Here is a 24,278-nt window from a genome sequence, read left to right as displayed (position 1 = left end):
TAATTTCAACATTTTTCCGGTATAAAACCACAAAACCTGGACATTTTTCTCCAACAGGCCAATTATTCACGCTCCATCCCTTTGATTTCCACACTACTTACGGTATTCTAAATAAAAATACGTATATTTACGTATAAATAGTGAGAATATGGAAACGCACAACCCACATTGCTATACGTGTACCAATACCTCTTGCATCATCAAGCGAAACTGTCATCTTCAGGAAATGGCTGTATTTTTGGAGCATAAGAGCACCATTCGCTGTAAGAAAGGGCAAAACTTTATCATCGAGGGAGCGCCCATTCACGGCTTGTATTTTATCAATCATGGGAAGGTAAAAGTGGCAAAAACAGGCTTGAACGGCAAAGAGCAAATTGTCCGGCTTACCAAAGATGGAGACATCATCGGCCACCGGGGATTTGGAGCAGGACAAGCCTACCACATCTCGGCCACGGCACTGGAGGACACGACCCTTTGCAATTTCTCCACCGAAAAGATGAAAGAGATGTTACAGCAGTTGCCGTCATTAAGCTATGATTTGATGACCTTTTACGCAGAAGAACTCAGTAGAAGCGAAACCAAAGTCAAGAAATTTGCTCAAATGACTGTTCGTGAGAAAGTTATTGATGCTTTTTTGTATATTAATAGAAAATTTGGCCAGAAAGATGGCTTTTTCGATGTAAAGTTATCCAGAAAAGAGATAGCTGATTTTGCCGGCACCACGGATGAACAGGTCATCCGAATCATTTCCTCACTGAAAAAAGAAGGACTCATTCAGGCATCAGGAAGAAATTTAGGAATAAAAAACGTAGAATTACTTAGAAAAGAGATTTCGGAACACAATTACTTTATTGATAGCTAAATCCTTTTAAAGTAGTTTATGATGCTTTTATGAATGAAAACCTGCGAAATTGCAGGTTTTTTTATGGTATAAAAAGGGACGACAACCTGCATTTATGCATAGAACCTCTCCACTACGTAGCTTAAGTTTGCATAAACAATACGTAATAATACTTATTCATTTTCATACCACGACAACACAACCCATGAAGAAGATTTATCTCCTAACCATCATTTTATGCAGCTTTTTGGTGACCAATACCATTGCTCAGGTCCGTATTTCGGCCGAAGTACGACCAAGGTCGGAATTTAGAAATGGTTTTAAAACCTTAACAGATGATAGCAAGGATCCTGCTTTTTTTACGGAGCAACGCTCTAGACTTTACCTGGACTATACCAACAGCGACTTTGTATTTAAGTTGGCCTTTCAGGATATTCGTATCTGGGGCGAAACCACGCAAATCTTCAAAAAAGAACCCGGTAACACTTTCATCAGTGAAGCTTGGGGCCAGTATTTCTTCAATCCCAAATTTTCCGTCAAGGTGGGTCGCCAGATCCTGTCCTATGATAACCAGCGCTTCCTCGGTGGCCTGGAATGGGCGCAGCAAGGAAGACGGCACGATGCCCTTCTTTTTATCTACGAAAGTGAAGAAAAAGATACCCAGCTGCATGTAGGACTGGCCTATAATCAAGATGATGATGTGCCAGAGCCAACCTTCCTACAAGGCGATGGAGCCAATTTTTATAGTGTAGCCGGCAACTATAAAACCATGCAATACGCTTGGTTCCATAAGGATTTCAACACTGGGGGTTTCTCGCTTTTGGCCCATAACGCGGGGTACCAAAATGCAGACAGTACCGTATCCAACAAGCAAACCTTTGGCTTCATCCCGAATGTAACCATCGGGCAGGTAACCCTAAAAGGGGATTTCTACTATCAATCTGGCAAACAAGGCACCAATGATGTCAGTGCTTTTTTGGCAGGCATTAATGCGACCATTCCCACCGCAGTCACTCCCTTGACCTTTGGTGTGGAATACATCTCCGGTGACGATGATCTTACAGATGGCAAGAACACAAACTTCAACCCTGACTTTGGCACCAACCATGCCTTTAACGGGTTCATGGATTACTTCTACGTAGGCCCTGCCAATGGCGCTATAGGTGTCAACGACATTTACCTCAAAACCAAATGGAAAATCGGCAAAGGAAGTCTTCAAGGGCACCTGCATCAGTTTTTTACAGGCTCCAGTCAGTATGACACAACGGGTGAATCCCTCTCCAAGGCCATGGGAACAGAAATAGACTTGGTATATGCCATCAAGCTTGCGGAAGCCGTCACCTGGAACATTGGCTATTCCCAGATGTTTGCCACGGACACCATGGAATCCCTTCGCGGTGGAGACCGCACCCACATCCAAAACTGGGCCTGGACCATGATCACTTTCAAACCTACCTTATTCACCTCATCAAAGTAAGTTAACTTAAAAACATAGCAACATTATGAAATATCTACAATCAAAATGGATTGTGGCCAGTATCCTAGTGCCTTTTCTGTCGGCCTCTCTGGCCAGCTGTGGCGGTGGAAATTCGTCCGCATCCAATGAACAAACAACTGATGAATCCTCCAACAGCAATAAACTTGCGATAGAAAAGCCCCAACTGACCTTTGGTTTTATCAAACTGACCGATATGGCTCCACTGGCCATTGCCAAAGAAATGGGCTTCTTCGAAGACGAAGGGCTTTACGTCACCATCGAAGCCCAGTCCAATTGGAAAAATGTCCTCGACCGGGTCATTGACGGCCAACTGGACGGTTCTCACATGCTTGCCGGGCAGCCTATCGCCGCGGGAGCGGGCTTTGGACGCCAGGCCGAACTGGTCACTCCCTTTTCCATGGATCTCAACGGAAACGGCATTACGGTCTCTAACGAAGTGTGGTCAGCAATGGAGCCAAACATTCCTAAAGATGCCGATGGGCGACCTCAACACCCCATCAAAGCGGATGCCTTGGCCCCTGTCATCCAAGACTATAAAACCAGTGGAAGGCCTTTTAAAATGGGAATGGTCTTTCCGGTATCCACACACAACTACGAGATCCGTTACTGGTTGGCAGCAGCGGGGATCAACCCTGGCTTTTATACCGCTGACAACTCCCAAGGCCAGGTGGATGCGGATGTTTTGCTATCCGTAACGCCTCCGCCACAGATGCCTGCTACCCTGGAAGCAGGAACCATTTATGGCTATTGCGTAGGAGAACCATGGAACCAGCAAGCCGTCTTCAAAGGCATTGGTGTACCGGTAACCACCAATTACGACATATGGAAAAACAATCCTGAAAAGGTCTTCGTGATGTCCAAAAAGTTTGTGGACGAAAATCCAAACACGGCCATTGCGGTCACCAAAGCCCTTATCAGAGCAGGAAAATGGCTGGACACTCCAGGAAATCGTCCAGAAGCTGTAGGCATCCTTTCCCGTCCAGAGTATGTGGGAGCAGACTCGGTGGTCATCGCCAATTCCATGACCGGGACGTTTGAATTTGAAAAAGGGGACAAGCGATCCATGCCGGACTTTAACGTCTTCTTCCGTCACCATGCCACTTATCCCTATTATTCAGACGGTATTTGGTTTCTTACCCAGATGCGCCGATGGGGCCAGATTCCTGAAAGCAAATCGGAAGAGTGGTACCACGAAACCATTAAGGACATTTATCGCCCTGATATTTGGGAAAAAGCTGCAGAAATGCTCTTAGCAGAAAGAAACTTGGACGCAGAAGATATCCCAGAAACGGATGGTTACAAACCCGCCACCGATGAATTTATCGACGGCACCATGTACGATGGAAAAGACCCCATCCAATACATCAACAGCTTTAAGATTGGAAATAAGGACTAACACCAAAAAACCAATATGCCATGAAAGATAAAACAATCCACACCATGCGCACCCTAGGCCTTGGCTTTTTGGAGCCACTGGTACGGTTATTTGCAGGAGAAGAACCGAAGAAAAACGGACTGGCATTAGTCAGGGGAACATTGCTTCCCCTGCTTTCCATCCTGGTATTTATCCTGGTATGGCACCTGGGTGCTACGGCACTTTATAATAAAGAAGCCGAAGCTCGGATCGAAAAAGCCAGAACGGAGCAAGGCGATGAAGCTGCCGCAGCCATGGCCGACTGTATCGCATCGGGTGATATCAGCTGCCAGCCAAACACGCTTCCTTCTCCCAAACAGGTATATGCCGCTTACATTTCCCTTTGGAAGGATCACTTGAACATTACGGACAAGAAAAGGGAGTTCCGTGAAAAAGTAGCCGATACCAATGCTGAGCGAGCGGAACAAGGACTCGATCCCATTACTTACACCGGCAGGCCCTCCTTTGTCGATCAAATTGGTACCAGCTTAAAAACCGTCGCGGCTGGCTTTTTACTGGCCTTGGTCATCGCTGTCCCCATCGGGATCATCATCGGCCTAAGTGACGTTTTACGAAATTCCTTCAATTGGCTGATCCAAATCCTCAAGCCGGTTTCTCCGGTGGTCTGGCTGCTATTGGTATTCATGGTGGTCAAAACCCTCATCACCGATCCGCAAATGGACAAGTCATTCATCATTTCGGCCATCAGTGTAGGGCTTTGTGCCATGTGGGCCACTTTGGTAAATACCAGCTTGGGCGTTTCCTCTGTGGACAAAGACTATATTAATGTCGCCAAGGTACTCAAGCTCGGTGTGGGCAAAAAGATTTTCAAAATCATCCTACCGGCTTCCTTTCCTTTGATCTTCACTGGTTTGCGGATTACGGTTTCCGTGGCCTGGATGGTACTCATTGCCATTGAGCTACTGGCCCAAAGTCCCGGCTTGGGAAGCTTCGTTTGGGAAGAATTCCAAAACGGCGCCAGCGACTCCAATGCCAAAATCATTGTGGCCATGTTTATCATCGGCATCATCGGCTTTCTCTTGGACCGCATCATGCTTACCGTCCAGCAACTAATGACTTTCCAAAAAGCATAATCTTATGGCAATCATAGAACTGAACAACGTATCCAAATCCTTTGGCATGGGAGCTTCCCGGGTAGACGTCCTTTCGGATATCAACCTCCAGGTGGCAGAAGGTGAATTTGTGGCCATTGTGGGATTTTCTGGATCCGGCAAAACCACGCTGATCAATCTCCTGAATGGGCTGGCTTTTCCTGATCAAGGAGAAGTGCTCCTGCACGGGCAGCCCGTCACAGGGCCAGGCCCCGACCGAGGTGTGATTTTCCAAAACTACTCCTTGCTCCCTTGGCTTTCTGTTTACAACAACGTCAAGCTGGCAGTGGATGAAGTATTTCCACAGCTGTCCTCCAAAGAAAAAGCAAGCCATATCAAAAAGTACATTGGCATGGTAAACCTCACCCCTGCCATGGACAAACTGCCCAAAGAACTTTCTGGTGGAATGCGCCAGCGGGTATCGGTGGCGCGTGCACTGGCGATGAATCCGGAAATTTTACTGATGGATGAACCGCTAAGTGCCCTGGATGCCCTCACCCGAGGAAGCCTACAGGAAGAAATCATCCGTATCTGGAGTCAGGACAAGAAAACCGCCATTCTCATTACCAATGATGTGGATGAAGGCATCCTGATGGCCGATCGCATTATCCCGCTAACACCTGGCCCCAAGGCCACTTTGGGTCCTGAATTTACCATTGACATCGAACGTCCCCGAGACCTCTCCGCCATCAATCAAAACGATGATTATAAAAAACTCCGAAATGAAATCATCGAATACCTGATAGAAGTAGGAGCCAGTAGGAAAAAATCCGGAGACCAACACTACATTCTCCCCGACCTAAAACCCGTCCTGCCGGGCAGGGTATTTCCTGGAATCAAACGAAAAAGCGAAAAAGTCAAATACTTCTAAATTCCCTCACCATGCAAGCCTTAATAGAACGAAAGCACCAAACCGTCCAACACCTGAAAGATCAACCTGAAATGCTCGTTTGCGATCAGCTCAAAAAGGTCTATCCTACCCCAAAAGGAGACTATGTGGTACTGGATGACCTTAACCTAAGTATTCGCAAAGGAGAATTCGTTTCGATCATCGGCCATTCCGGCTGTGGAAAATCAACCCTCCTCACCATGATCGCTGGCCTAAACGACATTTCAGGTGGGAAAATCAAGGTAGATGGCACCCCTGTCATCGAGGCAGGACCGGATCGGGCAGTCGTCTTCCAGTCCCCTAGCCTATTGCCGTGGCTTTCTGCCTTGGATAATGTCATGATCGGTGTCAAACAAGTATTTCCCCATGCCAGTCGCGCACAGAAACAGGACATCTGTAAATATTACCTCGACAAGGTTGGTCTTGGAGCTGATTTTGACAAAAAGGCCCATTCCCTCTCCCAAGGCATGCAGCAACGTGTGGGTATCGCCAGAGCATTTGCGCTGAAGCCAAAATTACTGCTATTGGATGAACCTTTCGGGATGCTGGACTCCTTGACCAGGGGGGAATTGCAGGATGTCCTGCTGGAAATTTGGCAGCGGGAGAAAATCACGGCCGTGGCCATTACCCATGACGTGGACGAATCCATCTTTTTGGCCGATCGCGTCATCATGATGACCAGTGGCCCCTATGCCAAAATAGGCGATGAACTCATCATTCCATTTGAGCGGCCGCGGGTACGGAAAGCAGTCTTGGAGCATCCCGAATATTACGACTATCGGGGCTATCTCATGAATTTTCTAAACCACTGATTTTTATTCGTACATTCGAGCCAGCAAAAGTTTAAAGAGATCCGCTATGGAAAATCACTGGCTCACGCCCTTAACCCTGAAAGGAGAAAAAGTCACCCTCGTTCCACTACAACAGGCACATCGTGATGGGCTGATCGAGGCGGCTGCTGACGGAAAGCTTTGGGAGCTTTGGTATACGTCTGTTCCTTCACCAGAAACCATGGACCAATACATAGAGCAAGCCCTTCAACAACAAGCTGCCTCCACAAGCTTGCCCTTTGTGATTATTGACAACGCATCAGAAAAAGTCGTGGGCTGCACCCGGTACTGCAACGCCGAAGCCAAGCACAAACGCCTTGAGATCGGCTTTACCTGGTACGCCAAAAGCGTCCAAAGAACCGGCCTTAACCGTGAATGCAAATACCTGCTGCTCCAGCATGCCTTCGAAAAACTGGATTTCATTTGTGTTCAGTTCAAGACCGATTGGTTTAACCTTCCCTCTCGCAATGCGATTGCTAAACTTGGAGCCAAGCAAGACGGCATCCTCCGCAATGACCGGCTGAATGCTGATGGCACCTACCGGGACACGGTTGTTTTTTCCATTATCCAGCAAGAATGGCATGGCGTCAAAAAAAACCTGAGCTACCGAATGAACCATTTTATTGGTTAATTATTGGGCAAATGGATCAGTAAAATGACAGTCGGTGCACACCTCCCAGTTCTGCTGCCTGGTTCGACTTGCCTGCGCTAGCCAACCTTTTTGCTTCCTTGCCGTAATTTCTATTTATTGTCTTAAACAATCTTATGAAGCCTTATACATTTCTTTTCATCATCGCCCTTTTTTGCCATATGAATTTTGTAAATGCACAAGAAACTCGGCCACTTCCATTTGCTGATATCAGCACCTACCCCGACTCTTTTAGCCCAGGTACCGTAGCGGCCAGAATGGTAGAAAGCTTAGGCTTCCGGTACCGCTATGCGACACAGGGCCTGCAGGATGAAAACATGGACTTTAAGGCATCAGATGACGCCAGGTCCATTGGGAAGACCTTGCTCCACATTTATGATTTGAGCATCGTGATCCATAATGCTGTCTTGGAAACACCATACACCAAACTAGCGGAAACGAGCCCCATGGAAGCTCGGGAGGAAAGCCTCCACTTGCTAAAAGCCGTCTATGACCGCCTAGTAAGCATGGATGACGCTGAAATAGCCGCCGTAAAAGTCCGTGGAGAGCACCCCTTGTGGATCCTGATCAATGGCCCATTGGCAGATGCACTGTGGCATAGCGGACAAGTGGCTACCCTTAGGCGAGCAGCCGGCAACCCCATGCCAAAAGGGGTCAATGTCTTCTTGGGCAAATACAGCGGCGAAGTGAAAGAATAGCCATTTACCGAACCGTAATATCGTATTTATCCAATAACCCCGTGACAGTGGCCAAGGAAAATTTGGCCTTTTTGAGCTGGTTTCGTTCTGGATCAATGGAGAAATTCTCCGCTGTCCTAAAATCCGCCTTTTCCAATAGAGCCCGATCAAAGACCGCCTGACGTAAATCACACTGGTCAAATACTGATCCTGTCAGATCAGTCTCCACAAACTCCACTTCTTGCATCTTGCAGGACCTAAACGTCGTCTGCTTCATTTTCAAGCCATAAAAAGAAGCATAATCAAGCTGGCTCTCCACAAAAGTAGCGGTCAGCAGAAATGGATTGCACTTGTCAAATCGCAAGCCCAATAGTTTACAACTGGAAAACTCAACATCCCTGAGGCTGGTATTTTGAAGCTGGGCATTGCTAAGGTTACAATGTTCAAACGTACATTCCGAAAAAACGACGTCACGAAGGTTCACTTCCGCAAAATTGCAGCGCACAAACCTGCATTCCTCGTATTCTCCCGTGGGAAAACCTGTGCTAAAATCTTCTTCAAAAAACTCCTTGGCTTCAAAATAGGCTGTTTTCATGCTTGAATTTAATGAAATTAAATGACCTTTTCCCCTATCATTCCTACCATAAAACCCAAGCAAGCGCCCATGGCGCCCCATTGGTGGTTTTTCATCTGGCTGCTTGGAGCGATATCCTGAAAGAGCAAATATAAAATGCCACCACTGGCAAACACCATCAGGTGGGCTGTAATATCCGGATAATCCCTGAGCAGATAATGACCGATCATGGCGCCTCCTATTCCTGCAAAACTCAAGAAAAACATCATGATCAGCGTCTTGTTCACGGTAAATCCGCTCAGGACCATGTCCCGATAAGAATTAAACGCTTCGGGTAAATTCTGAAGACCAATAAATATGGCCAACAAGGTTCCCGTGGATGGATCACTCGCAAACAAAGCACCCAAGGCGATGGACTCAGGAACGAAATCCATTAGCATCGCCAACAGCTGGGCCATTTTTCCACCTTTTTGTTCCAGGTAGCGATCGATCAAAAAGAAGGTTACGGAGCCAAGTCCAAAAGAAAACAGCATCGGCCATAAAGGCAACTCTTCCAGGCCCTTTGGCACCAAGACCAGTGCTACAGCAGACAAAATTATCCCACCTCCAAAGGCCATGGCAGTATGTGAAATTTCATACTTTACGGTCCGTTTATGAACGTGGTGGTTAAAGGCCTTGCCCAGGAGTGCCCCAATAAAAACGGTAATCCCTGAAAAACCGGCATACACCAAAATCTTACTTATCGTATCCATGAGAATGAAATAGTTAATGTTACTCTAATTAGTGGACCATTAAATATAATGATATATCGGGATTTATCGCTGAATGGATGATTGCCGCTCATCAAGAATCAAGTGGGCGGATGGTAATCCCACGAAATAATTCCCTGCCTGCATTCAGGATTCTTCCCGCTGTTCATTGCCACGACGGGTTTCTTACGTCATTGCGAGTAGAAACGATCTGGCAGTCACCACTTTCAGCGGAACAGCCAATAGAACAATAGCAGCCTGTTTTATGCGCTTGCCTTGCGCTATTTGCCATCAATTCCCGCTAATTAGCTTGTTTCGGCATTACTTAACCTAAGTTCATTGATCGCAACGGTATGGTTTAGGAAATTTGCCAAAAACCTAAAGATGCGATGTTACCGCTATTTGTCTTGCTAATAAGTTTTGGAATGGCAGCAGGAGTGCTGCGGCTGCTGCGGAAAGCGATCCACTGGCCCTTGGTTGGGAGAATTGCCCTCAGTACCATGCTGGTCTTTACCGCCATGGGCCATGTGATGTTTACCGCTGGAATGGCCAAAATGATCCCAGACTTTATACCCTTCAAAATCGCCATGGTCTATTTCACCGGTTTGGTAGAAATCATTGCCGCAGTGGGCATCCACCTGCGCCCTGTCCGGAAGATTACCGGCCTACTGCTGATGATATTCTTCATTTTGATGCTTCCTGCCAATATAAAAGCCGCCGTGGAACAATTAAACTATAAAACTGGCCAATTCGATGGGCCAGGTCTTAACTACCTTTGGTTCAGAATTCCCTTTCAAATCCTGCTTATCGCTTGGACGTATTGGTGGGTACTGGTGAATAAAAAATCAAGTTTACAAAAAACACCAACGGCTAAGAGAGATACATAATTCATAAATATGCGGCGCAATTCGTCACACAATCTACATAAAAAAACATATAAACTACTTTTAAGTACATTTTTTATAAACTTTATTGCCAATTGATGGTTCCCATTACTTTTGTTTAAAAATACCACTATATTTACATCAATTCACCATTATTAAGACAAGCATTTTTTTAAATAAACTTAAGCTTTAGGGAGTTATGCAATGATGTTTGTCCTATGGAGCATTCCTTCCGTAATGGTGAAGATGTAAACGGATTCATGACATTTATTGGTGTAAGTTAAGTGGACAGTCAGGTATTTAGTAATGCCAGGGATGCTATTTTAGCCTTTGATCTAAGGGGCAATGTGGTGTACAGCAACGCCGCAAGCTATAAGTTATTCGAGTATAATCGCTCTTCCCTTCTGGGGATGGAATATGGGGCGTTGGTTCATGAGGCGAAAATGGACTTTGATCAATTGCGGGAAGCTATTCTCTTCAATGAAACCTTGGATCCTTTTAAATTTAACATCGTTTCGAAAGGCGATAGAAAGAAATTGGTATCCGCTCAATTTTCACCTGTAAAAGATGAGGATGGTAAAATAACCGGGATATCGGTGTTTTTCAGGAAAGTCAACCAGTCTGATAAAGTCGCCAGCAAAGCTCAAGCGCTAGTAGAAACCGCTCCTGATGCCATGGTCATTGTCAATTCGGAAGGGCAGATCGTATTGATAAATGCCCAAACAGAAAACCAATTTGGCTATAACAAGGAAGAGCTTATCGGCAGCGAATTGGAAATTCTCATTCCTGACAAGTACATCAGCAAGCACAAGCAAAACAGGAAAAGCTATGCCAAGCAACCCAAACCTCGAAGCATGGGCCAGGGCATGGAACTGTTCGGAAAGCGGAAAGATGGCTCTGTATTTCCGGTGGAGATTTCCCTCAGCCCGCTGAAAACCGAAGATGGGCTATTTGTCTCCGCTGCAATCCGAAATATTACCGACCGGAAAAAAGCAGAAAATAAATTTAAGGGCTTACTGGAAAGTGCTCCAGATGCCATTATTCTTGCCGATAAGGATGGCAACATCCAACTGGCCAACGAGCAAGTGGTCAACATTTTTGGATACAGTAAAAGTGAACTGATAGGGAATAAAATCGAAATGCTCGTCCCCATGCGCTATCACCATCGCCATACCAACCATCGGGATGAATTTTTCCATACTGCCGAGACCAGGCCAATGGCCTCCGGGCTGGAATTATCCGGTGTGCGCAAGTCCGGTGAGGAATTTCCCGTAGAAATTTCCCTCAGTCCCTTGGAAACCGAAGATGGTGCCTTGGCCATTGCGGTCATCCGTGACACCAGTGAAAAAGCGGCCGTAAAAAAAGAAATGCAGGATTTTAATAAAAAGCTGCAAGTCAAAAACAAGGAGCTCGAGCAATTTGCCTATGTGGCATCCCATGACCTTCAGGAGCCCTTACAGACGGTGATGAGCTTTACGGAATTTTTATCCGAAAACTACGGGGAGCATTTTGACGAAACCGGTAAAAAGAGCATGCAGTACATCATGGAAGCCACCGGAAGAATGCGCCAACTCATCAAAGGATTATTGGATTACAGTAGGATTGGCAGAGAGCGAAAACCGGTCATGGTGGATTGCAATTCCTTGATCAGCGATATCAAAGTGGATCTTAGCTCCCAAATTAAAGCTACGAATGCATCGATCCATGCAGATAATCTGCCGCACATCAAAGGAAATTATACTGAGCTCCGCTTATTATTCCAAAACCTTATCACCAACGGAATCAAATTCCACCAAGAAGGGGTTCCTCCTAAAATCCAGATTGGGGTCACCAAAAAGGCCGATCATTGGTTGTTCTGCATCAAGGACAATGGCATTGGGATAGAAAATAAATTTAAAGAACGTATTTTTATCATTTTCCAACGGCTTCATACCAGAAATACTTACGACGGCACGGGGATAGGGCTTGCCCATTGTCAAAAGATCGTGGAACTCCACGGCGGAAAAATATGGGTGCATTCTGAGCTTGGCAAAGGAAGTTCTTTCTTGTTTACCGTTCCAAACTAATAAACTCAATAATCTAATGAATAAAAAAATTAAGTGTGTTTTGCTAGTAGATGATGATGAACCCACCAACTTCATCAACGAAATTATCCTCAAGCGAACCGGATTAGTCGAAAAAATAGTCCCCGTCCAAAGTGGCATGGCTGCATTGGAGTATATCAATAAAGCAGGAGGAAGTGATTATCCACGGCCAGAACTGATCTTCTTGGATATTAACATGCCAGGCATTAGTGGTTGGGATTTTCTGGAGGAGTATAAAAAGCTTCCCCAACATCTCAAAGCTAAAAATGTAATCGTTATGCTTACCACCAGTCTAAATCCTGATGATGATGCAAAAGCCAAAACCTATCAGGAAATTAGCGAATACCGCAGTAAGCCACTTACCTACGAAAAAATTACCGAAATCATCGAAAAGCACTTCGCAGATTAATAAACGCAAGTAGCAGTTTTACCATGAATTGCTAAATAATCCTGTTTTCTTTGGGTGGAAATGCGATAATAAACGTATTAGAAGTATGACCGAAAAAGAAAAAATGCTCCGTGGCCTATCCTACAATACGCTCGATCCCGCACTGATCGCACAGTACCAAAAGGCTCGGAAGTTACTCAAAACGTTCAATGCCCTGGATGCTGATAAAATGGCTGAAAGGGCGGAACTCCTTTCCAAACTATTGGGTAAGAAAGGAGATAATGTCTGGATTGAAGCGCCATTCTACTGCGACTACGGGGAAAACATTTTCATCGGAGCGGAGACTTTTATAAATATGAACTGCACCTTCCTGGATGATAACTTGATCAAAATCGGCAAAAACGGATTGATTGCACCCGGAGTTCAAATCTACACGGCCACGCATCCGCTGAAGGCATCGGAAAGGATAAAAGATCCGTCCGAGCGCCAAGCAGGGGAACCCATTTACCGTACCTCCAGCAAGCCCGTCACAATCGGGGACAATGTCTGGATCGGCGGCAACGTTTGTATCATGCCGGGTGTGAGCATTGGGGACAATGTGACCATTGGCGCAGGCTCGGTGGTGACCAAGGACATCCCCAGTGATGTCTTGGCTTTTGGTAATCCATGCAGGGTCGTGAAGGAGATCTAAATCCGGTTTTACCAGCAGAAATTACCTATGCTTTAGAACAATCTTGTACTGTGCCAAAATAACAACAAAGTGTATATTTTTGTACGTCAATTGATGATTCGTGTTAGCATTTACTAAAACTGACCGCGCCATTTTTATCTATTATCGGTGTAATGGCTACTATAATTACCTATCAGGGCAGCTAAAGCATATCTATCTGAGGTTGTCTCATAAGTCCTCGTCATTGCGATTCCGATGGATATCGGAAGAAGCAATCTCGTCATACGTGCAATGAAAGCACATTGAGATCACTTCACTCCGTTCGTGATGACGGATTATTTATTTATGAGACAGCCTCCCAACTAGCGCTGGTTTTTAATGAGCGGCTTACCGAACAAAGCATTTGTAATGCGCTTGGAAGTTTATGATGCAAAACGCTACTCAGGATTTGGGATCAAGCCGAAAAGTTGGGTGTAGCCTATTCCGATGGGTAAATATGTTCTTTGCCATCTTTGGTTGCTATTTGGCCACGGATGAACGCTGATAAACACAGATAGAATACTTAAAAAATGGCAAATCCATGTTCATATCTTTTATCCGCGGCTTACATGACTTTAATAGTTTACGATGCCCATGCCTTTGGCTATAAAGAGGACTTCTCGGCAAACCTTGGATTTATCCAGTCCACAATTAAAATAGCATCCTTTTAAATAAAGCTGCCCCCATAAATATTGCTTGATCCAGGATTTGCAATCTTTCTAATACATAAATAGGGTTAAAAATCGATTTGTATACAATATATTTTGTATATTATTGTTTTTGAACAATATTTTTACCGTAATACAACATGAAAAGAAGAATTAAACGTTTTGGAGTGGTCCAGACGGCCGCTATGTTTGCCCTGGTTTATTTTGTATTCATGGCCATTTTGATGATTCCGATTGGGCTGTTCATGACGTTGGCCGGATTAAGTCGCTTTTCGGAGCACTATAGTTTTTTGAATGGCTTTGGGAGTGGTATTTTGTTTCTGTTCTTACCATTTGTCTATGCAGTAATTGTCTTTGTGATGACGGCCATTGCCTGTCTGGTCTATAACCTGATCGCCAAGTGGATCGGGGGAATAGAAGTGGAAATCGCTGATGAAATCGATAGGACAAAAAACCCATTTCAATAAAATGAACGTTCATTATAATGCATCGAGTGATACGATCAGTTTTGATGATGCGGGTACGGTCAATAAACAAATGCCCAGAATCCAACTCCTGCTGATCCTACTGATAGCCGCTTTCAATCTACTCTTTTCGAATCAAACGGGAAGCATCCATCGTATGATTTGGATCTTTTTGGCTGGTCTTTGTGGCATTTTCCTTTTTTGGAGCTTTATAGTGCATAAAAACCATCATCTCTCTTTCTATGCCAAGGACATTCAAAAAGTCTTTGCGACCAAATTTATCGGATTCCGCACCATCAAAGTGCTCACTAAGGATGGCCAAAAAAATCAGTGTTTACCCTCTGGCCCGGACCACAGACGGACAAACTAGCCACTCAATTGGCACACCTAAATGTGCCGACTGATTTTTGAGACAACAACCTTGACCCATCAAAATAAAAATCCAAAGGACATAAAAAACTGACAACAAGCGAGAAATATTGATTTTTATGGTTATTATGGCTGTTTATTCCTAAAAACTTTTTGTCATGAAACTAGAACAACAACTCGCTATTTGTAAAACATGCACCAAACGGAAGATGGATCATGAGATTGGCCTCGTCTGCTCTTTGACCAACGCCAAACCTTCATTTATGGACAAATGTGCCGAATATGAAGTGGACGAAGCCGCTCGAATCCAGCTAAATGATGAGGTGGCCTTGGACAACCAATCGCTCCAAAACAAACTTTCCGCTGATGATTATGAAAAGCTCCGCATGGAGCAAAACCTTCCCATGGCCATTTTCGGTGGATTGCTCGTGGGCATCGCCGGAGCGGTATTGTGGGCTGCGATCACCGTCAGCACAAATTATCAGATCGGCTACATGGCCGTCGCCATCGGGGCCATGGTAGGCTTTTCCATGCGTTATGTGGGAAAAGGGCTGGATCAGGTATTTGGAATTTGCGGTGCAATAATCGCTTTGTTCAGTTGCTTGCTAGGCAATTTCCTGAGTATCATTGCCTACTTGGCCAATACCGAGGGGCTCGGATATGCTGATGCCTTATTTATGTTTGATTATGCTTACCTGATTCCTGTGATGACAGAGACCTTTAGCTTTATGGACCTGCTCTTTTATGGCATAGCAGCTTATGCAGGGTTTAGGTATGCCTTTCGGGTAATTACCCAGAAAGATCTTTCCGATTTGCTGGAAGCATCCTAAGACTCCCCCACCAATTTTCCACTGCCCTCCAGCAGCCCCATTTGCGAGCTTTTGGAGGACTTCATTTTTTGGTATAACTTACCATGATTAACCATTTATCTCATGAAACAGCATTTTCCCCTTATCCTACTTCTTCTACTTGCCTTTGCATGTCATCAGCCAACGGATTTTGATACCATTATCCGAAATGGCCAAGTGGTGGATGGCAGCGGAAAGCCTTCTTATATTGCCGACGTGGGTATCCGAGCCGATACGGTGGCCGCTGTAGGTGACTTAGCGGATAAGACTGCCGACCAAGAAATAGATGCCAAAGGCTTGGTCGTAGCTCCCGGCTTCATCAACATGCTCAGCTGGGCAGTGGAATCCCTGATCGAAGATGGCCGCTCCATGAGTGATATCAAACAAGGCGTCACATTGGAAATCTTTGGGGAAGGCAGCTCTTGGGGGCCACTGACTCCTGCTACCCGTCGGGAAATGAAAGCTGATCAAGGAAAAATCACCTATGATATCCCGTGGACGACGTTGGGCGGATACTTGGAATTTCTCGAAAAAAAAGGTGTGTCCACTAACGTCGCCTCTTTCGTAGGGGCCACCACCCTTCGGGTCAATACCGTCGGGTATGAAGATCGGGCACCCAGTCCGCAGGAGCTCGATTCCATGAAAATGATGGTGAGGCAGGCCATGGAAGAAGGAGCACTGGGCATCGGCTCATCGCTGATCTACGCACCGGCTTTTTATTCCAGCACAGAAGAGCTTATCGCCCTCTGTAAGGTCGCCTCGGAATATGATGGCATGTATATTTCCCACTTGCGAAGCGAGGGAAACAAACTGTTGGAAAGCTTGGATGAATTGATAGAAATCGCCAGTGAAGCGAATATCCGCGCAGAAGTTTACCATCTGAAACAAAGCGGTGAGGCCAATTGGAGCAAGTTTGATGAGGTGGTTCGGAAGGTGGACTCGGCCAGAAACGCCGGCCTCCACATCACCACGGATATGTACACTTATACTGCCGGTGCCACCGGCCTGGATGCTGCCATGCCGCCGTGGGTGCAAGAAGGAGGCTACGAGGCTTGGGCCAAACGGCTTCAGGATCCTGAAATCCGAAAAAAGGTCCTGCAGGAAATGAAAAGTCCTGCCATCACTTGGGAGAGCCTGATGCAAGCGGCAGGGTCGGCAGACAAAATGATCTTGGTAGGTTTTAAAAATGACAGCCTCAAACACCTTACCGGTAAAACCTTGGCAGAGGTGGCCGAGCTGAGAGGCAAATCCCCAGAAGAAACGGCCATGGACTTGGTGGTAGAAGACGGCAGCCGCGTAGGAACGGTTTACTTTCTGATGTCCGAAGAAAATGTCCAAAAGCAACTCCAACTCCCTTGGATGAGCTTTGGCTCGGATGCGCAATCCATGGCGGCGGAAGGGGTATTCCTCCAATCCAGCACCCATCCACGAGCCTACGGTAACTTTGCCCGATTGCTTGGAAAGTACGTCCGGGAAGAAAAGGTCATCCCCCTCGAAGAGGCCATTTATAAACTGACCCATTTGCCTGCTACGAACCTTCGCATTGAAAAGAGAGGATTGCTAAAACCAGGATATTACGCCGATATCGCTATTTTTGATCCAGAAAAAATTGAGGACAAGGCTACCTTTGACCAGCCACACCAGTATGCAACAGGCATGGTACATGTATTGGTAAATGGCCAGCAAGTCCTTCGACAAGGTAAACACACCGGTGCCTTTCCCGGTAGGGCAGTCCGCGGTCCCGGTTGGAAAGGAAGCCGTCCATAATCAACTTATCGCGACAATTATCAAATGGAACCTAATTATAAAATCATCTCCTTACGGCCGGAAGACACATGGGCCCTTCGCCATCGTGTGATGTGGCCAGATCAACCGTTTGATGATGTCAAACTTGAAGTGGATCCACATGGCCGACATTTTGGATTGGTACAAGGAGATCAAATCTGTACGGTGATATCCGTATTTGTAAAAAACGGACAGGCACAGTTCAGGAAATTCGCCACGGAAACCTCACAGCAAGGAAAGGGTTATGGCAGCATTTTGCTCCGCTATATCATTTCCCATTTGGAAGAAGAAGGCATCCATCGCATCTGGTGCAATGCCCGTGCGGACAAAACCGCCTTTTACGAAAAATTTGGGCTTCAAAAAACCCAACAAACCTTTGCCAAAAAAGGCATTGACTATATCATCATGGAGAAAACGACGGTGGAAATAGCAGAACATCGGGATTTTACGCTAGAGCAACTACTGCCACTCTACCAAAAAAACCACTGGAGTTCCGCAAATAAACCTGAGGTGCTCTATAAAGGCCTCACCCACTCGGATAGTTTGGTCACCGCTTGGGAAAACGACCAGTTGGTTGGATTGGGCAATGCCATTTCCGATGGCCATTTGGTGGTGTATTTCCCGCATTTACTGGTTTTGCCCAGTCATCAGGGAAAAGGCATTGGCCGCAAAATCATGGAGAGGATGTTCGAAAAATACGCAGGCTTCCACATGCAAATGCTCACTGCGGAGGTCAAGGCAGTACCCTTTTACAAAAAAATGGGCTTCGAACAGGCCGGAAAAACGGTGCCGATGTGGAAATACGAAGGAAAAGAGCACTGAGGATTAAAAGGAAATTAGAGCATCAAAAATTGTTATTAGACGACAACGACATGAAACTATCCAATCGAATCGCTACAAAAGGGAAACTGATCAGTTTCCTTCTGCTGCTCTTGTGGTGCGGACAAGCCTGTACTTCTGTTCGCTTGATCAGCGAATACGATCCCATTACAGATGAAAAAGTAACTGCCCTTGAAGAAAAAGTGACCGCTTATTTTGTGTCGCTAGAAAGGAACATTGGCACTGATGAGGCAGCTTACGAGCATTATCAGGAATTCTTTGACGAGGCCAAAGTGGACCTGAACACCTTGGCGGTCAGGGCTGCAGCAGTGGACAAAAACCGCATTGTGCAAGAGCAGGTAAAAGAACTGCAAAACATGCTGCGCAACCTTGAGTTTTTGCACCAAATGGGATTTGCCTCTGCCGAGCAATTGCCTCCACTGAAGACTGCTTTCAATTCCGCCTTTACGGCCATCATCCGACTGCAAATGGCCCTAAAACGTGGAGAATCTTACGAAAACTGATAACCCTCTCACCTCATGTCACAAATCAACACAGAAGAACTATTCGAGCAAATGGTCGTGGCCGCGCAAGGCGTGCTGAGCAACCATTGGGAAGAAGCCAAACCCTTTGCGGAAAATGAGCTAAAAGTACTCGCCAACAACCTCAAATTGATCGGTGAACTGAAATTGCAAGGCAAAATCACCGAAGAGCAGGCCAAACATTACTTGGAAATCCAAAAGAGCAGTGCCCGCATCGTCTTACTGACCATAGAAGGATTGGGCATATTGGCCGTAGAAGGGGCCATCAATGCTGCATTTGATGTGGTGAAAGGCACGGTAAATACCGCGCTGGGGTGGAAATTGATATAATATCCAACATGACAAAATATAAAGGCCCCAGGGAAAACGCATTTATAGAAATCATCCGCCATTTTCGGTTCTAAGGCTGAAGGCGCCTTCAAGCTTGTTTTTCCCTAACCAACACCAGAAGCCAAAGGCTGAAGGCCTTACTCACCTTAGCCCAAGGCAACACCTTGGGGTGATATGCCAATACCCATTCCCTCCGCAGGCTGAAAGCCTAGCTGAATACTCCCACTAGGTGTTTTTAACGATTATTATTCTTAATTGCCCTTACAGGCCGTAAGGACTTGTTTGTCCTCACCATACTAGCCCAATGGGCTCCATTGGGCTGAATTAAGTTCCCCTTACAGGGGATAATTTCCCTTGTGCTGCAATTACCGCATACTTGGACACGGCAGATTTGTGGACCGACGTAAACTGGATTTTCTAAATGCGTTTGCCCTGGTAAAGGCGCCGACCAAAGACGAAGTGCTTAGAAAAAGCCGTGTCCGCAGCCTTTTCGAATGGAAAGGCTTCCTGATCCTAAAGATCGCAGTGCTTTTGGTCATCATGACGGTATTGATCATTGGCTTGATGAGTTAAGCAATTCTCAAAAAGCCCCATAAGGATGTCATTTACTTACCAATTTGGCCAAATACTGGAAAAAAAACGATCAAGAACACCTGAAAACTACCTCGAAAAACGCATCACCGTAAACTCCCGCTCTACCTCTTCCATCGCTTTGCTCTTGACCGTTTCGGTGACGTCCGATTGCTCCAAGGGCACCAAGCCTACCGCTGCCATCAGCTCAATAACATTCTCATCATCGTAAAAGGTAAACCCATATTTGGTAAAAGGTAGGTTTTCCATAAACCGCTTCTGCGCAAAGGCAATCACCAAGCTTCCTTCATCAGCCAGCAACCGTTTTAGCTCCATCGTGGTTTTCTTCGGCTCGCTCCAAAAGTAAATGGTGTTGACCGTAAAAATCTTATCAAAGCTTCCCGACTCAAAAGGTGCTTTCTTCCCATCATATTGGTAAAAAGCAGCCTTTCCCTCATCGATCCATGTGGTGTTGTGTTTTTTGGCTTCTTCATGCATCAGCTGGGAAATTTCCAGCCCGGCATATTGGAGACCATCGGCTTCAGCCAACAGCGGTCCCACATGCATCGCACTTCCATGACCGAGTTCCAGCACCCGATCCCCCTTTTCCAAATGAAGCAGCTCGATGGCCTTTTCGGTCATGGAGAGGTTTGATTCATGCATGGTAGCGGCAACATCGATGCCCATTTCCCCTTTTGGGTGGCTCAGCTGGGTAGCAATGGCTTTAAGTTCTTCTTCGGTAAATGACTTTTTCATAGGTGAATAAAGTTAGAAAATAAAGTTTGTTTTAGGGCATGGCACTAGCTCATAAACAGGGAAATCGTTTTTAAACTATTAGTAAAGAGATGTCAGCCTGAGCCCTTCGACAAGCTCAGGATAAACTAAAGGCGAAGGCTAGACGTTGGACCTCGACTCTACCTGGAGGATAGACAGGTCCGCTCGGTCTGACGCTTTTTGCTTAAATAAAATAACTTTAAGGGGTTAAAAGCGATTTCCCTGCATTGCGAACCTGTCTGCCCAGGCAGGCCCTTTTTAGGAGGATGTGGATTGGAAAAAGGCCGTGGCAGCTCGCCGCGGCGAGCTGCCACGGCTTTCACCCCTCTAATCTCCCCCTAAGCCCTGCTTGACTCCAGACAAGCTCGCAGCGACGGTTTTATAATCGAACTAAGGTTATTAAATAAATCAAGAACAGGTTTCTATTTGTCGACATAAAATCAGACTTCCTCGTCATATTATAGTTACTTTGTATCTGATAGGATCGATGCTTTATACGCTTTTTAGCAATGGGAACACGCATTTTTATACTGGTTGTTTTTATGGCCTGCTTGGGCGCTTGCCAGCAGACCAATCCGCCCACTGTCTCCTTTTACTATTGGAAAACGACTTTTGACCTTAAAAAGCCGGAATACGATGCCCTCGAAACCAATCAGGTCGACAAACTCTATGTTCGGTATTTTGATGTCGCGCTAAACGCCGACGGACTGCCATATCCTGTCAGTGAGGCGACCCTCGACCATTTTCCCGATACGTTAGAAATCGTCCCGGTGGTATACATCAAGAATGAAGTGATGCTGTCTGCTAATTTGGATGTGGCTGAACTGGCAAAAAAAATCAGCAAATACGTCCATTCTATCTCCAAAAGCAACCGACTTTCCTACGGGGAAATCCAAATTGACTGTGACTGGAGCCTCAAAAGCAGGGACAACTTCATGGCCTTTATCGATAGCCTTGACAAGATCTCTGAAAAGCAACTTTCTGCCACCATTCGCCTCCACCAGGTCAAATACGCCCAACAAACCAAAGTACCGAACGTGGCATACGGTGTATTGATGTATTATAATATGGGCGAAATCAATGCAGGTCCTGGCAGTTCCATTTATGACAAGACCATTGCTGATTTATATACGTATACGTTAAAAGATTATCCATTGCCACTGAAAGTAGCCCTGCCGATATTTGGCTGGGCCATCCATCTTAGGAACGGTCAAGTACTGGGACTACGGCCGAAGGTAACGGCTAATGCGCTGAAAACGGAAGCTGCCTTTTCAGCCCAAAAGCCTGACATTTTTGAGGTAAAACGCGATGTCCTTCGTCACGGAACGTACTACCGCAAAGGTGATGTCCTCAAAATCGAATCGGTAAGCCAAGAACAATTGCTGGAAATGGCGCATGATCTTGGAACACACATGAAAGTAGAAGAAGTCATTTTTTATGACCTTGACGCATTGAACTTAAAAAATTATGAAAAAGATATCTTTTCTCAAGTTAGGGCTGCTTTTTAGTGGCAGTTTGCTGTTGACATACCTCGTGGTAAAAGCCTGCGGGGGGTATTACGATGTTCTGACCTCCAATTTTACTCCTGAAATCTATGTGGACAAAGCCTACGAACCGCTGCTTCTGGAAGAAAATTTCTTCTATTATGATGGTGCTGATGAGCAGCACAATGGCCGGTTTAACGATGAAATAGTCGAAGACTGGTCTGAATACCTGGGAACAGCCGTTCCCAAAGCTGTCATAGATTCACTTTTGCTCCAAGGAAACACGGCGCTCATAGATACCCTTATCCAACGCCCCACCCTTACGGATGTGGATTTACCCGTTTGGACAAAATCAATCGATTTTAACGATTCTAAGACGCGAGCATTCCTCACCTTTTTGACCTTGGCAAAACAAGTAGAATCTGCCTCACTGAATGATGGCTATTGGTCATGGAAACCGCAAAAAAGCACCCCGCTATCAGATGAAGGCTTATTTCGCCAGCTTCAGGAAAAATATGAAGAAGTGAGCGACAATTTCCTAAAACAACGGTATTGGTTTCAAGTAATAAAGGCCTATTTCTACAGTGCCTCTGACAAGGCTAAAGTCATTACGTTCTTTGATCGGACGGCTACAACTGTGCCCAAGAACACTTTATACTACAGGGCACTGGCCTACAAAGCCGGGGTATACTACCAGCAGAAAGACTTCAGCCGCTCTAATCTTTATTATGCCCAAGTTTTCAATGCCTGCGCACCCATGCAAAAAGTAGCCATCTACAGTTATCACCCGCAAGATTCAGTGGTCTTTGAAGAAGAGACCCTTCCGCTTGCCCATTCCACAGCGGAAAAAACCACACTGTGGGCCTTGCAGGGCTATTATACCCGGGAGGAAGTGGCCATTAATCAGATCTTTGCCTTGGACCCGAAAAGTTCCCACCTTAATTTTCTCCTGACCAGACTGATCAATCACCAGGAGCGTTACATCAAAGACCCTTTTTACAATACCGAAACCAATCGGGCTTATGAGGATTTTGACCTTTACAAAAAACAGCAGCATGAAGAAATCAGTAGGGAGGCATTGGAACTGGTGGGTAAAATCGCCCAATCAGGAAAGACGGATAATCCTTTCTTATGGAACATTTCACATGGATATTTACTAACGCTCAATGACCGGTTTGATGCTGCCCAAAAGGTTTTTGACCAGGCAGCAGAAACCCTCCCCAATACCCAATTGGCCAAAAACCAGCTTCGGCTATTACGCCTGATCAACCAGCTCAACAAACTGGAAAATGCCAATCCTGCGGAATTGGAAGCGCTGGTCGGTGACCTAAATTGGTTATACTTTGATCTACCCGACCAAAGCTATCCCAACAGCGGGGTATTCCGGTACGAAAATGCCCAACGCTGGAGCAAGCAATACCTTTCCCTGCTTTACGCCAAATCGGGGAATAGGCTGATGAGCGAACTGTTTTCCAACAGCTATGCGGGATACTTTTATCAGTATGACAACCAGTCTACGTTTTTTGACCACCCTAAGAACACTGAAAACCTCAAGCAATTCCTACTTTCTGATCAGCATAGCGGAATAGAGCGAATTGGTGAAAGCCTCTATCCCATCAACTTAGAAGACATCTATTTTTATGAGGTCATTCAAGCACTTTTTGCCAATCACATTGATGAGGCCGTGGAGATTTATGAAGCCAGGGGATTTGAAAAAGAGTTTCCGGCCAATCCTTTCAATGCCCATATCTGGGACAATCACGATGCGGAACATGCCCTTGGCAAAACCTATCCAATGGACAAATTCCTGCGAACCCTAAAATTGATGCAAGAAAAACTGGATAAGAAAGAAGCGGTTTATCAAAACAGCCTGTTACTGGGAAATGCGTTTTATAATATTACGCATTTTGGTAATGTCCGGGCTTACCAATCGGATATTGTGGGTTATTCGTATAGCCCCTATGGGTTCAGCCCGGCCATGCGTCAGATGATCACCGATTGTTCCCTTGCCAAAAAGTACTACCAGATGGCCCTGGATGCGGCCAACACAAAGGAACAAAAAGCGAAATGCACCTATATGCTGGCCAAGTGTGAGCGAAACGACTATTACTACAAAAAGTACTACAGTCAATATGCCAACGAATGGTCAGAAGAAAATGATGATGTGGATTTTATCGCTTGGCAAAGCTTCCAAAAACTAAAGGAGGAATATTCAGACACCCAATATTACCAAGAGGTAATTGAAGAATGCGGGTATTTCAAGACCTACGTGGAAAAGGAATAGCACTGGCTTATGCTTAGATGGGGATTGCAAATCCCCATTATTT

25 protein-coding genes are annotated in these 24,278 nt (G+C 45.7%); 21 read left to right on the top strand and 4 right to left on the bottom strand.

Annotation, left to right across the window (positions count from 1 at the left end; translation table 11 throughout):
• Window positions 1-148 precede the first annotated feature (148 nt).
• The 8 genes from ECHVI_RS05345 (at window position 149) to ECHVI_RS05310 (ending at window position 7,931) form a co-directional block, all read left to right on the top strand.
• Window positions 149-862, top strand: a complete 714-nt coding sequence (locus ECHVI_RS05345) for a Crp/Fnr family transcriptional regulator (protein ID WP_015264935.1) — start codon at window positions 149-151, stop codon at window positions 860-862.
• Window positions 863-1,046: 184 nt separating this feature from the next.
• Entirely contained in the window at window positions 1,047-2,318 is a 1,272-nt protein-coding gene (locus ECHVI_RS05340; RefSeq protein WP_015264934.1) for an alginate export family protein, read from the top strand.
• Between the two features lie 25 nt (window positions 2,319-2,343).
• A complete protein-coding gene (locus ECHVI_RS05335; RefSeq protein ID WP_015264933.1) occupies window positions 2,344-3,735 on the top strand; it encodes a CmpA/NrtA family ABC transporter substrate-binding protein in 1,392 nt (463 codons plus the stop codon).
• A 20-nt stretch (window positions 3,736-3,755) separates the two neighbouring features.
• Complete coding sequence (locus tag ECHVI_RS05330) at window positions 3,756-4,847, top strand: ABC transporter permease (RefSeq protein ID WP_015264932.1); 1,092 nt, start codon at window positions 3,756-3,758, stop codon at window positions 4,845-4,847.
• A gap of 4 nt (window positions 4,848-4,851) precedes the next feature.
• Window positions 4,852-5,736: an ABC transporter ATP-binding protein gene (locus ECHVI_RS05325; RefSeq protein WP_015264931.1), complete on the top strand. Its 885-nt coding sequence runs from the start codon at window positions 4,852-4,854 to the stop codon at window positions 5,734-5,736.
• Window positions 5,737-5,747: 11 nt separating this feature from the next.
• On the top strand, window positions 5,748-6,566 hold the full coding sequence (locus tag ECHVI_RS05320) for an ABC transporter ATP-binding protein (RefSeq protein WP_015264930.1): 819 nt from the start codon (window positions 5,748-5,750) through the stop codon (window positions 6,564-6,566).
• Between the two features lie 46 nt (window positions 6,567-6,612).
• Window positions 6,613-7,215: a GNAT family N-acetyltransferase gene (locus ECHVI_RS05315; RefSeq protein ID WP_015264929.1), complete on the top strand. Its 603-nt coding sequence runs from the start codon at window positions 6,613-6,615 to the stop codon at window positions 7,213-7,215.
• A 134-nt stretch (window positions 7,216-7,349) separates the two neighbouring features.
• Window positions 7,350-7,931, top strand: a complete 582-nt coding sequence (locus tag ECHVI_RS05310; protein ID WP_015264928.1) for a hypothetical protein — start codon at window positions 7,350-7,352, stop codon at window positions 7,929-7,931.
• Window positions 7,932-7,935: 4 nt separating this feature from the next.
• Here the strand turns inward: ECHVI_RS05310 and ECHVI_RS05305 are convergent, their stop codons facing one another.
• Together ECHVI_RS05305 and ECHVI_RS05300 are read right to left on the bottom strand one after the other, a co-directional pair.
• Window positions 7,936-8,505, bottom strand: a complete 570-nt coding sequence (locus tag ECHVI_RS05305) for a pentapeptide repeat-containing protein (RefSeq protein WP_015264927.1) — start codon at window positions 8,503-8,505, stop codon at window positions 7,936-7,938.
• Window positions 8,506-8,522: 17 nt separating this feature from the next.
• A complete protein-coding gene (locus ECHVI_RS05300) occupies window positions 8,523-9,236 on the bottom strand; it encodes a ZIP family metal transporter (protein ID WP_015264926.1) in 714 nt (237 codons plus the stop codon).
• A 386-nt stretch (window positions 9,237-9,622) separates the two neighbouring features.
• Between ECHVI_RS05300 and ECHVI_RS05295 the strand changes: the two genes are divergently transcribed.
• The 5 genes from ECHVI_RS05295 (at window position 9,623) to ECHVI_RS05275 (ending at window position 14,433) form a co-directional block, all read left to right on the top strand.
• Entirely contained in the window at window positions 9,623-10,120 is a 498-nt protein-coding gene (locus ECHVI_RS05295) for a DoxX family protein (RefSeq protein WP_015264925.1), read from the top strand.
• Between the two features lie 281 nt (window positions 10,121-10,401).
• Window positions 10,402-12,183 carry a PAS domain S-box protein gene (locus tag ECHVI_RS05290; protein WP_015264924.1) on the top strand — a complete coding sequence of 594 codons (1,782 nt, stop codon included), beginning with the start codon at window positions 10,402-10,404 and terminating at the stop codon, window positions 12,181-12,183.
• A gap of 16 nt (window positions 12,184-12,199) precedes the next feature.
• Window positions 12,200-12,610: a response regulator gene (locus ECHVI_RS05285; protein WP_015264923.1), complete on the top strand. Its 411-nt coding sequence runs from the start codon at window positions 12,200-12,202 to the stop codon at window positions 12,608-12,610.
• Between the two features lie 85 nt (window positions 12,611-12,695).
• Window positions 12,696-13,280, top strand: a complete 585-nt coding sequence (locus ECHVI_RS05280) for a sugar O-acetyltransferase (RefSeq protein ID WP_015264922.1) — start codon at window positions 12,696-12,698, stop codon at window positions 13,278-13,280.
• A gap of 826 nt (window positions 13,281-14,106) precedes the next feature.
• On the top strand, window positions 14,107-14,433 hold the full coding sequence (locus tag ECHVI_RS05275; RefSeq protein WP_015264921.1) for a DUF3566 domain-containing protein: 327 nt from the start codon (window positions 14,107-14,109) through the stop codon (window positions 14,431-14,433).
• Window positions 14,434-14,551: 118 nt separating this feature from the next.
• Here the strand turns inward: ECHVI_RS05275 and ECHVI_RS05270 are convergent, their stop codons facing one another.
• Window positions 14,552-14,752 carry a hypothetical protein gene (locus tag ECHVI_RS05270; RefSeq protein ID WP_041738339.1) on the bottom strand — a complete coding sequence of 67 codons (201 nt, stop codon included), beginning with the start codon at window positions 14,750-14,752 and terminating at the stop codon, window positions 14,552-14,554.
• A 205-nt stretch (window positions 14,753-14,957) separates the two neighbouring features.
• Here ECHVI_RS05270 and ECHVI_RS05265 point away from each other — a divergent pair, with 205 nt between their 5' ends.
• The 6 genes from ECHVI_RS05265 to ECHVI_RS05240 all read left to right on the top strand — a co-directional run bounded on the left by ECHVI_RS05265 (window position 14,958) and on the right by ECHVI_RS05240 (window position 19,696).
• The gene (locus tag ECHVI_RS05265) at window positions 14,958-15,629 is read left to right on the top strand and encodes an ABC transporter permease family protein (RefSeq protein ID WP_015264919.1); all 672 of its coding nucleotides are present in this window, start codon (window positions 14,958-14,960) and stop codon (window positions 15,627-15,629) included.
• Window positions 15,630-15,731: 102 nt separating this feature from the next.
• Window positions 15,732-17,414 (top strand): N-acyl-D-amino-acid deacylase family protein, encoded by a 1,683-nt coding sequence (locus ECHVI_RS05260; protein ID WP_015264918.1) that lies wholly within the window; start codon window positions 15,732-15,734, stop codon window positions 17,412-17,414.
• A 24-nt stretch (window positions 17,415-17,438) separates the two neighbouring features.
• Entirely contained in the window at window positions 17,439-18,254 is an 816-nt protein-coding gene (locus ECHVI_RS24015; protein WP_015264917.1) for a GNAT family N-acetyltransferase, read from the top strand.
• Between the two features lie 50 nt (window positions 18,255-18,304).
• Complete coding sequence (locus ECHVI_RS05250; RefSeq protein ID WP_041738338.1) at window positions 18,305-18,775, top strand: hypothetical protein; 471 nt, start codon at window positions 18,305-18,307, stop codon at window positions 18,773-18,775.
• A 15-nt stretch (window positions 18,776-18,790) separates the two neighbouring features.
• Complete coding sequence (locus ECHVI_RS05245) at window positions 18,791-19,123, top strand: hypothetical protein (protein ID WP_015264915.1); 333 nt, start codon at window positions 18,791-18,793, stop codon at window positions 19,121-19,123.
• A 393-nt stretch (window positions 19,124-19,516) separates the two neighbouring features.
• Window positions 19,517-19,696, top strand: a complete 180-nt coding sequence (locus tag ECHVI_RS05240) for a hypothetical protein (RefSeq protein WP_041738337.1) — start codon at window positions 19,517-19,519, stop codon at window positions 19,694-19,696.
• A gap of 87 nt (window positions 19,697-19,783) precedes the next feature.
• On the opposite strand, the gene ECHVI_RS05235 is transcribed toward ECHVI_RS05240, so the two are convergent.
• Window positions 19,784-20,449, bottom strand: coding sequence for a class I SAM-dependent methyltransferase (locus tag ECHVI_RS05235; protein ID WP_015264913.1), 666 nt, complete (start codon window positions 20,447-20,449; stop codon window positions 19,784-19,786).
• A gap of 527 nt (window positions 20,450-20,976) precedes the next feature.
• Here ECHVI_RS05235 and ECHVI_RS05230 point away from each other — a divergent pair.
• Entirely contained in the window at window positions 20,977-21,975 is a 999-nt protein-coding gene (locus tag ECHVI_RS05230; RefSeq protein WP_015264912.1) for a hypothetical protein, read from the top strand.
• Window positions 21,935-24,235 (top strand): hypothetical protein, encoded by a 2,301-nt coding sequence (locus ECHVI_RS05225; RefSeq protein ID WP_015264911.1) that lies wholly within the window; start codon window positions 21,935-21,937, stop codon window positions 24,233-24,235. Before ECHVI_RS05230 ends, ECHVI_RS05225 begins: the two co-directional genes overlap by 41 nt.
• Window positions 24,236-24,278 lie beyond the last annotated feature (43 nt).

Source organism: Echinicola vietnamensis DSM 17526 (assembly GCF_000325705.1).
Lineage (GTDB): Bacteria > Bacteroidota > Bacteroidia > Cytophagales > Cyclobacteriaceae > Echinicola > Echinicola vietnamensis.
The sequence above is the reverse complement of the archived record's forward strand: the minus strand, read 5'-3'. Positions and strand labels throughout refer to the sequence as shown.